The sequence below is a fragment of the Duganella sp. GW821-FHT01E12 genome, from assembly GCF_059422325.1.
On sequence record NZ_JBWKWR010000013.1, the window covers coordinates 134,429 to 147,249 of the forward strand.

11 protein-coding genes are annotated in these 12,821 nt (G+C 65.0%); 7 read left to right on the top strand and 4 right to left on the bottom strand.

The features are described 5' to 3' along the window. Positions 1-73: 73 nt before the first annotated feature. Positions 74-625, top strand: coding sequence for a hypothetical protein (locus tag AC07WS_RS26850; RefSeq protein ID WP_494732006.1), 552 nt, complete (start codon positions 74-76; stop codon positions 623-625). 16 nt (positions 626-641) lie between these two features. Here AC07WS_RS26850 and AC07WS_RS26855 read toward each other — a convergent pair whose 3' ends face one another. From AC07WS_RS26855 to AC07WS_RS26870, 4 genes are all read right to left on the bottom strand, one after another. Then, positions 642-1,070, bottom strand: coding sequence for a copper chaperone PCu(A)C (locus AC07WS_RS26855; protein WP_494732007.1), 429 nt, complete (start codon positions 1,068-1,070; stop codon positions 642-644). Then, positions 1,067-1,684, bottom strand: a complete 618-nt coding sequence (locus tag AC07WS_RS26860) for an SCO family protein (protein WP_494732008.1) — start codon at positions 1,682-1,684, stop codon at positions 1,067-1,069. The genes AC07WS_RS26855 and AC07WS_RS26860 overlap by 4 nt, the downstream gene beginning before the upstream one ends. A gap of 80 nt (positions 1,685-1,764) precedes the next feature. Further along, on the bottom strand, positions 1,765-2,130 hold the full coding sequence (locus AC07WS_RS26865) for a DUF2946 domain-containing protein (protein ID WP_494732009.1): 366 nt from the start codon (positions 2,128-2,130) through the stop codon (positions 1,765-1,767). Positions 2,131-2,166: 36 nt separating this feature from the next. Continuing rightward, positions 2,167-4,170, bottom strand: a complete 2,004-nt coding sequence (locus AC07WS_RS26870; RefSeq protein WP_494732010.1) for a methyl-accepting chemotaxis protein — start codon at positions 4,168-4,170, stop codon at positions 2,167-2,169. Between the two features lie 340 nt (positions 4,171-4,510). Between AC07WS_RS26870 and AC07WS_RS26875 the strand changes: the two genes are divergently transcribed. From AC07WS_RS26875 to AC07WS_RS26900, 6 genes are all read left to right on the top strand, one after another. Next, positions 4,511-6,769, top strand: coding sequence for a carboxy terminal-processing peptidase (locus tag AC07WS_RS26875; protein ID WP_494732011.1), 2,259 nt, complete (start codon positions 4,511-4,513; stop codon positions 6,767-6,769). A gap of 355 nt (positions 6,770-7,124) precedes the next feature. Further along, positions 7,125-7,394, top strand: a complete 270-nt coding sequence (locus AC07WS_RS26880; RefSeq protein ID WP_494732012.1) for a hypothetical protein — start codon at positions 7,125-7,127, stop codon at positions 7,392-7,394. A gap of 2 nt (positions 7,395-7,396) precedes the next feature. Further along, positions 7,397-7,921 (top strand): DNA-binding protein, encoded by a 525-nt coding sequence (locus AC07WS_RS26885; RefSeq protein WP_494732013.1) that lies wholly within the window; start codon positions 7,397-7,399, stop codon positions 7,919-7,921. Between the two features lie 205 nt (positions 7,922-8,126). Beyond that, positions 8,127-9,653 carry a catalase gene (locus tag AC07WS_RS26890; RefSeq protein WP_494732014.1) on the top strand — a complete coding sequence of 509 codons (1,527 nt, stop codon included), beginning with the start codon at positions 8,127-8,129 and terminating at the stop codon, positions 9,651-9,653. A gap of 86 nt (positions 9,654-9,739) precedes the next feature. Continuing rightward, positions 9,740-11,884: a gluconolaconase gene (locus AC07WS_RS26895; protein WP_494732015.1), complete on the top strand. Its 2,145-nt coding sequence runs from the start codon at positions 9,740-9,742 to the stop codon at positions 11,882-11,884. Between the two features lie 52 nt (positions 11,885-11,936). Beyond that, entirely contained in the window at positions 11,937-12,821 is an 885-nt protein-coding gene (locus tag AC07WS_RS26900; protein ID WP_494732016.1) for a phosphatidate cytidylyltransferase, read from the top strand.

The following is a 12,821-nucleotide window of genomic DNA, read 5'->3' on the forward strand; positions in this document are numbered from 1 at the left end:
CTTAGATGTCAGACATCGTACAACTATATTGTGCGCAATTGACGCGCCCCCGCCTCCGTGCGACGATGCGGCCATGAGCAGCCTGTTTGAATGTAGTACGCTCGCGCCGGCGTGGTTTTGCCAACACCGCGACATTTTGCTGTATCTGGCGCCTTCCCTCGTGCTGGCCCTGCTGATCCGCGTCCTGTCGGCGCGGCATCCCATCTTTTTCCTGTTCACCGTGGCTGGCACCGTGTGCCATGAACTGGCGCATTTCGTGGCCGGCCTGCTGACCTATGCGCGGCCGGCCGCGTTCACCGTGATCCCGCGCAGGGTGGGGCACGGCTGGGAGCTGGGCTCGGTCAGGCTGACGCGGGTGCGCTGGTACAACGCCGCGCCGTCGGCGCTGGCGCCGTTCGTGGTGGTGCTGCTGCCGTTCGTGGTGGCGTGGTGGCGCACCCGCGCCGGGCTGCATTTCCAGTGGATAGATTTGGCGCTGGCGTTCGCCGTGGCGCCGCAGTTCCTGGCCTGCTGGCCGTCGACGGTCGACTGGAAGATCGCGCTGCGCTCCTGGCCGTACCTGCTGATCGCCGGCCTGCTGTGGTGGTCGATGTCCTACTGGTGGCCGCTGCTGCGGGCGCTCTGACGGCCACCGGGCGCGCTTAGTGCGCGCCGTTCAAGGGCTTGACGACGGCGTCCACCGCGACCTTGCTGCGAACCTTGTGTGCGTCTTCAAACTCCAGCGTCAGCGGGATCTTCTCGCCGTTGCTCAGCGGCTGCTTCAGCTGCATCAGCATCAGGTGGTAGCCGCCCGGCGACAGCTGGACCGGCTGGCCGGCGGGCAGCGCCAGGCCGTCGATCTGGCGCATGCGCATAACGTCGTCGGCCATCTTCATTTCGTGTACCTCGACCACGCCGGCCGCCGGCGAGCTGGCGCCGACCAGGCGGCTGTTCTGCACCGAGGTCAGCGTCATGAAGGCGCCGGTGGCTTTCTGCGAGGCCACGGTGCCGCGCACCCAGGCCTCGCTGACGGTCACTTGCGCGAACGCGGGCAGGGCGGCGAGGAGCATCAGGTAGATCATGCGTTTCATGAGAAGAGTTCTTTCAGGAAGCTGGTTTCTTTTTTGGGTTGCATCAGTTGGCGCAGATCGGCCGCGCATTGCTGGGCGGTTTGCTCGTGCTTGAAGGCCAGGCGGATCTTGCCGGCGGCATCGAACACGTAGGTGATGGCCGTGTGGTCCATTGTGTACGAGCTGCCGCTGGGGACTTTGCGGTAGAAAATCTTGAAGTCCTTGGCGGCCTTGGCGGTTTGCGCGGCGTCGCCGCGCAGGCCGACGAAGCCGGGATCGAAGGCGCGCATGTAGTCGGCCAGCAGCGCGGCGGTGTCGCGCTCGGGATCGACGGTGACGAACAGCACTTGCAGCCTGGCGCCGTCGGCGCCCAGCAGTTTCTTGATTTCGACGGCGCGCGACAGGGCGGTCGGGCAGACGTCCGGGCATTGCGTGAAGCCGAAGAACAGCAGCACGTATTTGCCTTTGAAGTCCTGCAGCGAGGCGGGCTTGCCGTCGCCGTAGAACAGGCGGAAGTCGGGGCCGATGCTGCTGCCGGTGATGTCGATGCCGGTGTAGGCCGGCGCCGCGGCATGCGCGGCCAGCGGCAGTGTGGCCGCCGCGGCCAGCGCGGTGAGTAGGGTACGGCGTTGCATGGTTGATCCTGTGAGTCGTTGAACAGGCGCACGCCGGCCGTCGCCGGTGCGGCGCGGTGGCATGCGGATTTAACGGGAGGTCAAGCCAGGGCGGGCGGCCCGCGCGGCTGCGCGCTGGACCAGTTGAACAGCGGGGTGGGGGATTGGTAGTGCAGCGCCGGATAGGCGTCGTGGCCGCGCAGCACGGTGAGCGCGGACGACGGCGCCGGCGGCGGCGCGCAGGTGTCGGCATGGGTGGCGCACAGCGCGCAATGCTTGATCGCGTGCGTGGCCGGATCGCCCGGCGCGGGCTTGGCCGGCGCGCCGCTGCTGCAAATTTCCAGCGCCAGCGGATCGCGCTCCAGCGCGGCCATCGCGTGGCCGATCGCCGGGGCGAACAGGTTCAGCACGATCGCCATGCAGACGATCAGGCTGTAGCCGCGCCGGTGCTTCAGAAATTTGCCCATGGCGCGATTATAGGGCAAAGCCGGCGCCGGCGCAGCTTACCTCAGCGCGAGGCGGGGCGCGGCGTGGGCATCGCCCAGCTTGAAGATCCGCACCACTTGCTCCAGGTCGGATGCCTGGTCCTGCAGCGCATGGGCCGCCGCCGCCGCTTCCTCGACCAGCGCGGCGTTCTGCTGCGTGACCTGGTCCATCTGCGCGATCGCCTCGTGCACCTGGCCGATGCCGGCGCGCTGCTCTTCGCTGGCGCTGCTGATCTCGGCCATGATGTCGGTCACGCGGCGCACGCTGACCACCACTTCCTGCATCGTCGTGCCGGCCCGCGCCACCTGCTCGCTGCCGGTTTCGACCTTGCCCACCGAATCGTCGATTAGCGCCTTGATTTCCTTGGCCGCCGTGGCCGAGCGCTGCGCCAGGTTGCGCACTTCCGAGGCCACCACCGCGAAGCCGCGGCCCTGCTCGCCGGCGCGTGCCGCTTCCACGGCCGCGTTCAGCGCCAGGATGTTGGTCTGGAAGGCGATGCCGTCGATGACCGAAATGATGTCGACGATCTTGCGCGAGGACTGGTTGATCGAGCCCATGGTGTCGACCACCTGCGCCACCACTTCGCCACCCCTGGCGGCGATGCCGGACGCGGCCAGCGCCATCTGGTTGGCCTGCGCGGCGTTGTCGGCGTTCTGCTTGACGGCGCTGCTGAGCTGCTCCATCGACGCGGCGGTCTCCTCCAGGCTGGAGGCCTGCTCTTCGGTGCGCGACGACAGGTCGAGGTTGCCGGCGGCGATCTCGTTGGAGGCGGTGGCGATCTGCTCGGCGCCCAGGCGCACCCGGCCGACCACGCCCGACAGGTTCTGGCTGATGCCGTTCAGGGCGCGCAGCACGCGGCCGATCTCGTCCTTGTTGTCGATGGCCAGTTGCACGTCCAGGTCGCCCTGGGCGATGCGGGCCGCGGCCGCTTCGGCGCGGGCCAGCGGGCGCGTGACGTTGGCGCGCACCAGCAGGAACAGGACCACGGCGAACAGCGCCAGCGACACCAGGCCCAGCAGGGCGTAGCGGTTGCGCAGCTGGCCCGCTTCGTGGGTGATCTCCTCGGTGTAGGTGCCGCCGACGATCAGCCAGTTCCATGGCTTGAAGGTGTGGAACTCGACCATCTTGTCGCGCGGCGCGGCGCCGGCGCTGTCGGACCAGGCGTAGCTCATCGCGCCTTTCTGTTGCGCCAGCATGTCCTTGACGAAGGGACGGCCGTCGCTGCTCTGGCTGTCGATCAGGTTCTCGCCTTCCTTGGCCGGATGCACCAGCGCCGTGCCCTGCGCCTTGCCGGGCGCCGCGTTGAGCACGTAGATGTAGCCGGTGTCGCCGATCTTGATGGCCTTGATTTTTTCCTTCAGCATGGCCATGTTCTTCGAGATGTCCAGGCCGATGAACAGCACGCCGATCACCTGGCCGCGCTCGTCCTTGATGGGATCGTACTGCGTGATGTACTGCTTGCCGAACAGCGTGGCCAGGCCGATGTAGTTGCCGCCGGCGCGCAGCGGCGCGTAGCTCGGGTGGGCGTGGTCGAGCTGGGTGCCGACCGCGCGCTCGCCGTTTTCCTTCTTCAGCGAGGTGCTCACGCGCACGAACTCCTCGCCGCTGGCGGCGAAGATGGTGGCGACCACGCCGGTGTCGGCGGTGAACTTGTCGGGGATGGCGAAGTCCAGGTTCAGCGCGCGGCCGTCGTGCTTGAGCGTGGGCGTGGGCTTGCCGCCGATGTCGACCGTGGCGCCGGCGTCCAGCGTGAACTTGCCGTCGCCGAAGCCGGCCGCGAACAGGCGGGCAAAGCTCGACGCCTCGTTGGTCATGGCGGTGTTGAACACCTCGACGGTGTTGGCGATGCCGCCCAGCGTGTTGGCGACGTTGGCCTTGGCGCGCTCGGTCAGCATGGCCGAAGTGCTCATGTTGATCAGGCTCAGCAACATGGCCAGGATGACGGCGATCAGGCCGAAAGTGAAAACGGAAATCTTGGTGCCGACGCCCCAGTCGCGGGGGGTCATAGTAAAGGTTTGCATGTGCTTATCAGGTCTAGGTACTGCGGATTGAGGGCTCGAAGGCGAGCATGCTCCAGCGGAGCGACTGCGTGAGGACATCAGGGCGCCTCACGGGTCGAGGCGAACGGGCGCTGCCGGAGTGCTGCGTGGCGGGCCGTCAAAAAACAACAGAGCGGCATGATATCACAGTTTTGCTGCATGGCAACATCGATGCCTGTGGGGTATTTCAGGCCCGCTTAAGCTTGCGCAGGGACACTGCAAACTCCCAGAGCCTGGGTGCGGTGCTATCCTGTAGAATGGAATGGCAGGCAGGAGCACTGCGCAGGACGATATTGATAACACTACGTTTCGGAGTAAGCCGATGAAGAAGCAAATGCTGTTGGTGGCCATTTTAGCGGCGCTGTCGGCGCAGGCCGGCGCCGCCGTGCCGGAAAAAGCCGCGGCGGAGACCGTGCTCAAACCCCAGCCTGGCCAGGCCCAGGCGGCCGTATGGGCCTCGCGGGTGCTGACCAAACTGCATTACAAGTCCACCCCGCTGGACGACGCCATGTCGGAAAAAATCTTCGACCGCTATTTTAAATCGCTGGATTCGGAAAAACTGTTCTTCACCCAGGCCGACCTCGACCAGTACGCCATCGTGCGCACCCGCCTGGACGACGCCATCAACGGCGAGAACCTCAGCGTGCCGTTCGCCATCTACAACCTGTACCAGCAGCGCTTCAACGAGCGCATCGCGTACGCGCGCGAACTGCTCAAGACCAAGCCCGACTTCAGCCTCGACGACAGCTACCAGTACGACCGCGAGAAGGCCGACTGGGTCAAGAGCGACGCCGAGATGAAGGAACTGTGGCGCAAGCGCGTCAAGAACGACTGGCTGCGCCTCAAGCTGGCCGGCAAGGACGACAAGGGCATCCGCGAGACGCTCGACAAGCGCTACGAGAACTACATCAGCCGCTCGCGCAAGCTGACCAATGAGGACGTGTTCCAGATCTTCATGAACGCCTACGCCATGTCGATCGAGCCGCACACCAACTACCTGGGCCCGCGCGCGTCGGAGAACTTCGACATCGCCATGCGCCTGTCGCTGGAAGGCATAGGCTGCGTGCTGCAGACCCGCGACGAATACACGGTGGTGCGCGAAGTGGTGCCGGGCAGCCCGGCCGGCTTGTCGGGCAAGATCAAGGTCGGCGACAAGATCCTCGGCGTGGCCAAGGACGACAGCTCGCCGATGACCGAGGTGCTGGGCTGGCGCATCGACGACGTGGTCGCGCTGATCCGCGGGCCCAAGGATTCCACCGTGCGGCTCGACATTCTGCCGGCCGACGCCGGCGTCGACGGCAAGCACGCGCTGGTGTCGCTGGTGCGCAAGAAGATCAGCATGGAGGAGCAGTCGGCCAAGAAGTCCATCCTGGAAGTCAAGGATGGCACGGCCAAGCGCCGCATCGGCGTGATCTCGCTGCCGACCTTCTACCAGGACTTCGAGGCCAGCCGCAAGGGCGACAAGGACTACAAGAGCGCCACCCGCGACGTGGCCCGCCTGCTGGGCGAGCTGAAGAGGGAAAAAGTCGACAACGTGCTGATCGACCTGCGCAACAACGGCGGCGGTTCGCTGGCCGAGGCGGTGCAGCTGACCGGCCTGTTCATCGACAAGGGCCCGGTGGTGCAGCAGCGTAACAGCGACAACAAGATCGAAGTCGAAAGCGACACCAACCCGGGCATGGCCTGGGATGGCCCGCTGGGCGTGCTGATCAACCGTGGTTCGGCCTCGGCCTCCGAGATTTTCGCGGCCGCGATCCAGGATTACGGCCGTGGCGTCATCATCGGCGAGCCGAGCTTCGGCAAGGGCACGGTGCAGACCATCTTCGGCCTGGACCGCTTCTCGCAGAACGACAAGGTGCATTACGGCGAGCTGAAGATGACCATCGCCCAGTTCTTCCGCATCAACGGCGGCACCACCCAGCTGCGCGGCGTCACGCCCGACATCAAGCTGCCGACCATGGCCGATTCGGACACCTTCGGCGAGTCGAGCTACGACAACGCCTTGCCGTGGACCTCGATCAAGCCGGCGGTCTACATCCCGGCCGGCGAGTTGAAGGAAATCCTGCCGCTGCTGGACAAGAAGCACGAGGCGCGCGTGGCCAAGGACAAGGACTTCCAGTACCTGACCGAGGACATCGCACTGGTCAAGAAGCAGCGCAAGGACAACCTGATCTCGCTCAACGAGGCGGTGCGCCGCAAGGAGCGCGACGCCCAGGAAGCCCGCGCCAAGCTGCGCGAGGCGCGCCTGCTGTCGACCACGCCGGGTGCGGACGATCCGGTGTTGCTGCCGGATCCGAAGGACGTGCTGAACAAGGCGATCTCGGCCAAGCCTGCCAACGGCAAGACGGCGCCGGTGCCGAAGGTGGCGGCGGTCAAGGGCGCGCTGCGCACCGACGACGGCCTGCAGGGCGACGAGCGCTCGCTGACGGCCGAGCTGGACGCGGAAAAGGCCGCCAAGGCCGCCAAGGACGTGCTGCTGAACGAAGCGGTCCACATCCTGGCCGACGAGGTGGGACTGCTGAAAACCGACACCCGCATGGCCTCGCGCGTGCTGCCGTACGCGATGGACGCCAACAAATAAGCTGTTGAACACAACCGGGCCCCGTGCATGTCGCGGGGCTTTTTTTTTAGTTATTCACGGTGTGTATTTCTGCTATTGCCAATATAAATTGGACCTATATGCCGCGATGCAGCATCATTCACCTGTCTCCTCTATCTCCTCCAAGGAAATAGATTCAGCCCGCTAACTTAGCGGGCTTTTTTTTTCTTGTGGGGTTTAATAAGCACTTGGCCCATTCCTTTTAACACCCAAGACTTAGCCATATTATTCCGTACCGCAACAAGGCTCATAGTTGGTTGCTATGCGTTTGATGCGCGCCCCACAATCGGTTGTCACTTGACAACCGATTGCCATGCCACTAGGATTGGAGATATGGATGGCTCGTACTGCGCACCCGAAAAAGGAAGTTGAGGATGCTCTTAAACATGCTGAAGCAAACGGCTGGCGCGTTGAAGTAGGTGGCAGCCACGCGTGGGGGAAGATTTATTGCCCTTACAACGATGATGAATGTCGTTGTGGCGAGTACTGTATCACCTCGGTGTGGAGCACTCCCAAAAATGCGGGCAACCACGGCAAAGCTCTCAAGCGTGTGGTTGATAACTGCACCACGCATAAGAAAAAAACTGATGATGCCGCTAAGGAGTAGCGATGGAATTTACTTTCAAACTCAACTATCAATTATCCAGTGACGACGCCAATCCGGATGAATTGGTTGAGCGGCTGGGTGAGGCTGGCTGCGATGATGCTTTGGTTGGCATTGGCCAACCGGGTCGCATTGCGCTGGAATTCACGCGTGAAGCTGACAATGCATTTGCTGCGCTGACTAGTGCACTTGCGGATGTCAAAATGGCTATTCCCACCGCAAAACTTATCGAGGCGGGTCCTGACTTAGTTGGCCTCACAGATATCGCAGATGTGGTTGGCGTTACTCGACAGAACATGCGCAAACTCGCGATCACCAATTTTTCGACCTTTCCAGCTCCAGTACATGAAGGAAGCTCCGCATTATGGCATCTCATAGATGTTTTGCGCTGGATGTTGCCGCGCGGGGGCTACAAAGTGGACCAAAGTACGGTTGATATCGCAACGACCGCCAAGCAGCTTAACCTGGCCAAGCAAAATCAGCAGCTTGAGCCTGAAGTACTTCGTCAAGTTCAGGGGTTGTTGGTGTAAGTTGTGCCCTCTCGCTCTAGACGGATGCAGAAATAGCAGTTGGGCTGTTTGCCTAACTGCTATTTTTCATTGGATTGAGATAGTTGTTCCTAGTCTCGGTTAGAAGGTGATAGTTTGCTATCGATTTCATAGTTTTAATTGTGTTTATTAATGATGTTGAGATGGCTATAGTGACTGAACATCAATTAAACCAGGAGACGTCACCATGAACCCACTGCACACCCCGGCCCGCGCACTGATGCTGGCCTTACCTCTGATCGCCGGCGCCGCCGCCGGCACCACGCTGACGCGCGACAACGGCGCCCCGGTCGGCGACAACCAGAATTCGCAGACGGCCGGCCCCAACGGCCCGGTGCTGCTGCAGGACGTGCAACTGATCCAGAAGCTGCAGCGCTTCGACCGCGAACGGCAGCCGGAGCGGGTGGTGCACGCGCGCGGCACCGGCGCCTACGGCGTGTTCGTGGCAGAGCAGGACCTGTCCGCGCTGACCCGCGCCGCCGTGTTCCGCCCCGGTACGCAGACGCCGGTGTTCGTGCGCTTCTCCAGCGTCATCCACGGCAACCATTCGCCGGAAACGCTGCGCGATCCACGCGGCTTCGGCACCAAGTTCTACACCAGCGAAGGCAACTGGGATCTGGTCGGCAACAACCTGCCGATCTTCTTCATCCGCGACGCCATCAAGTTCCCGGACATGGTGCATTCGCTCAAGCCCGCGCCGGACAGCAACATCCAGGACCCGAACCGTTTCTTCGACTTCTTCTCCCACCAGCCGGAAGCTACCCACATGCTGACGCGCGTGTATTCGGACTTCGGCACCCCGGCCAGCTACCGCGAAATGGACGGCAACAGCGTGCACGCCTATAAATTCGTCAACGCCCAGGGGCAGATCCACTACGTGAAATTCCACTGGAAGAGTCTGCAAGGGCAGAAGACCCTCAGCGCCAAGGAAGCGTCGGCCATCCAGGCCACCGAGTTCAACCACATGACGCGCGACCTGATCGGCGCCATCCAGCAAGGCAACTTCCCGCGCTGGGATCTGTACGTCCAGACGCTGACGCCGGCGCAACTGGCCGCGCTGGACTTCGACGGCCTGGACGCCACCAAGACCTGGCCCGGCGTGCCGGAAGTGAAGGTCGGCAGCATGACGCTGAACAAGAACCCGGACAACGTGTTCCTGGAAACCGAGCAGTCGGCGCTGGCGCCGTCCAACCTGGTGCCCGGCATCGAGGCCTCTGAGGACCGCCTGCTGCAGGGCCGCCTGTTCTCATACGCCGACACCCAGCTGCACCGGATCGGCGCCAACGGCCTGCAACTGCCGGTCAACCGTCCGCGCACCGCGGCGGCCAACTACAACCAGGACGGCGCGCAGAACAGCGGCAGCCGCAAGGGCGACGTCAACTATCAGCCCAGCGAGCACGCGGCCCTGGCCGACGATGCGCAATACAAGTCCAGTCAGCTGCCGTTGAGCGGCGCCACGCAGCAGGCCCGCATCGTCAAGACGCAGAACTTCAAGCAGGCCGGGGATTTCTATCGGTCGCTGAACGCGCAGCAGCAGGCCAACCTGGTGAGCAACCTGGCGGGCGACTTGGGGCAGGTGAAGGATGACGGCGTGAAATACACCATGCTGTCCTACTTCCAGAAGGCCGACGCCGGCTATGGCCGAGCGCTGGCAGCCGCTTTGAAGGCCGACAGCGCCCGTGTCGCCCAACTGGCGGCACAGTTGCGCGATTGAGGCGCCGGCATTGCGCGGGCTGGTAGCTCTTGCCATTAAGATCAGGTAGAATATTTTCTTCTGATCAACTTTTAGGCTTCTGCAACGTGACTCCCAGCCAATTCAAGCTAATCGCCGTCGCCCTTGCCGTGGGCGGCGCCTTGGGTGGGGGCGGAGCGGCCTACATCCTGACGCATCCGCCGGGCGCCGGCGCGGGCCTGGCCAAGCCCGCCGTTCCGCAAGGCACGCAACCGCACTGGCGCGCCCGCGTGACCAGCATCGCCGGCGACGGCATGCCGGGCGCGAACAACGGGCGCGGGCGCAGCACCCGCTTCGCCGACCCGTTCGGCGTGGCGGTCGACAGTGCCGGCAATGTCTACGTGGCCGACGGCGGCGACAACAACCGCATCCGCAAGATCGCCCCGGACGGCACCACCACCACGCTGGCCGGCGCGGTCGAGGGCTACGCGGAAGGGGCGGGCAAGGCGGCCGCGTTCAACACGCCGTCCGGCCTGGCGATCGACGCCGCCGGCAACCTGTATGTGGCCGACACCGGCAACAACGCCATCCGCAAGATCACGCCCGACGGCACGGTCAGCACGCTGGCTGGCGACGGCCTGGCGGGCGACAAGGACGGACGCGGCGCGGCGGCCCAGTTCAACGGCCCGGTTGGCGTCGCGGTGGACGCGGCCGGCGTGGTCTACGTGGCCGACACCTACAACGACCGCATCCGCCGCATCGCGCCCAACGGCGACGTCACCACCGTGGCCGGCGGCGGCCGCGCCGGCGATGTGGACGGCCCGGGCGCGCAGGCGCTGTTCAACGGACCCACCGGTCTGGCGCTCGGCGCCGCCGGCGAGCTGTACATCGCCGACACCGGCAACCATGCCATCCGCAAGCTGGGCAAGGACGGCAGCGTGAGCACCATTGCCCAGGCCAAGGACGGCGAACGCGCGCCGCTGCTGCAATCGCCGATAGGGCTGGCACGCACGGCGGACGGTTTCCTCTACGTGACCAGCAACGCCCACGGCCGCCTGGCGCAGATCACGCCGGCCGGCGAGGTGCTGGCGCTGGAAGACGTCGACCATCCGGCCCAGCCGGGCTATGGCGCCGACGGCGGCGTGCGCTTCTACGCGCCGCGCGGCCTGGCGCTGGCGCGCGACGGTTCGCTGTACGTGGCCGACAGCGCCACCTACCGCCTGCACCGCGTGGCGCCGGCGCTGGACGGCGAGGCGGGCGCGCCAGACGAGCCCTTGTCCGGCATCCCGGCGCACGGCGCCACCATGCTGTGGCCGGTCAAGCCGCAGGACAAGCCGCACGAAGTGGTCGGCCTGATGGGCGAGGTGCGCGGCAACTTCGACGGCGAAAGCCGCGACCATTTCCATTCCGGCCTCGACGTGCAGGCCGCGATCGGCACGCCGGTGCTGGCTGTCACCGCCGGCAAGATCAGCGATCCGCTCGCCAGCTGGGGCTACGGCGAGCTGTCGGAAGGGCTGGCGCTGGACGGCATGCGCTACATCCACATGCGCGTGGGGCGCGGCGCCAACGACAAGCCGCTCGACCCGCGCTTCCAGCTGCTGAAGGACGAGAAGGGCGTGCCGTCGGCGGTGCGCGTCAAGCGCGGCACCCGCTTCGTGGTGGGAGAAACGCTGGGCACGGTCAACCGCATGGCCCATGTGCACCTGGACTATCTGCCCAACGGCGACGCGCTCAATCCGCTGTCGCTGCCGTTCGTGGACCTGGAAGACACCATCGCGCCGCACATCCAGAGCATCACGCTGACCGACAGCAGCGGCAAGCCGCTCAAGGACAAGGTGGACGGCCGCCTGCTGGTGCCGCGCAGCCTGGGCGAGGTGCAGATCGTGGTCGACGCCTACGACCAGATGAACGGCGACCAGGCGCGCCGCCGCCTCGGCCTGTACAAGCTGGGCTACCAACTGCTGAACGCCGACGGCGAGATCATCCCCGGCATGGAGCAGCCGCTGATCACGCAGCTCTACGACCGCCTGCCGCGCAACCGCGACGCCGTCAAGCTGGCCTACGCGGCCACCAGCGGCATCACGGTGCACGGCGCGGCGGAGACGCGCTTCTCCTACGCCATCAACAACACGCTCATCCATGGCAAGCTGACGCCGGGCGGCTGGAAGGTCGGCGCCCTCGGCCCCGGCAACTACACGCTGCGCATCACCGCCGAGGACTACGCGGGCAACGCCGCCACCAAGGGGCGCGATGTGCTGATCACCGTAGACTGAGCCGCATGCCGGAAAACGCTATACAATTGCCACAAAAATAATTGAGGCATTTATGCAATTGCTGTTTTCCCTGTTGGGCACCGAGATCCTCACCGCGCTCGGCATGCTGTACCTGATGCTGGGCATGGCGTCGCTGGGCGTGGGCGTCAAGCTGCGCGCGCGGCCGCACAGCCAGCTGCGCGACCAGGTCAACGCCTGGTGGTGGATCTTCCCGGTGGTGACCGTCAGCCTGCTGCTGCATCCGTTCGGGGCGACGCTGCTGGCGATGCTGATCGGCGTGCTGGCCTTGCGCGAGCTGGCGCCGTTTGCCGGCCGCGCCTTCGTGGTGCCGGCCGCCGTCGTGTTCGAGGCCGCGCTGTTGCTGCCGGCGCCGGTGGCCATGACGGCGCTGCCGCTGGCCATCGCGTTGAAGGCCGCCTTCTATTTCCGCAACCGCAGCGGCGCGGCGCTGGCGTGGCTGTTGTGGCTGGTGCTGTGCTACAGCTGCCGCTTCCTGCCGCTGTACGACAGCCTGCCGCTGGACGCCCACGCTCGCTTGGCCTGGCTGTTCTACCTGTACGTGCTGACCGCGCTGAACGACGTGGCCCAGTTCATCAGCGGCACCATCTTCGGCCGCCACCGCATCGCGCCTGGCATCAGCCCGAACAAGACCTGGCAGGGACTGCTGGGCGGCGTGGTCGCGACCACCGCGCTGTCGCTGGCGCTGGGCGGCTATCTGCACCTGGCCGGCGCCGCGCAGCTGGCGGCGTGCGCGCTGCTGCTGTCGCTGGGCGGCTTCTGCGGTGACCTGATGTTCTCGGCCGCCAAGCGGGCGCTGGGCGTCAAGGATTTTTCGCAGCTCATTCCCGGCCACGGCGGCATTCTCGACCGGGTCGACAGCCTGGTCGTGACCGCGCCGCTGCTGTACTTCCTCATCACTCATTTCCTGGAAAAATAA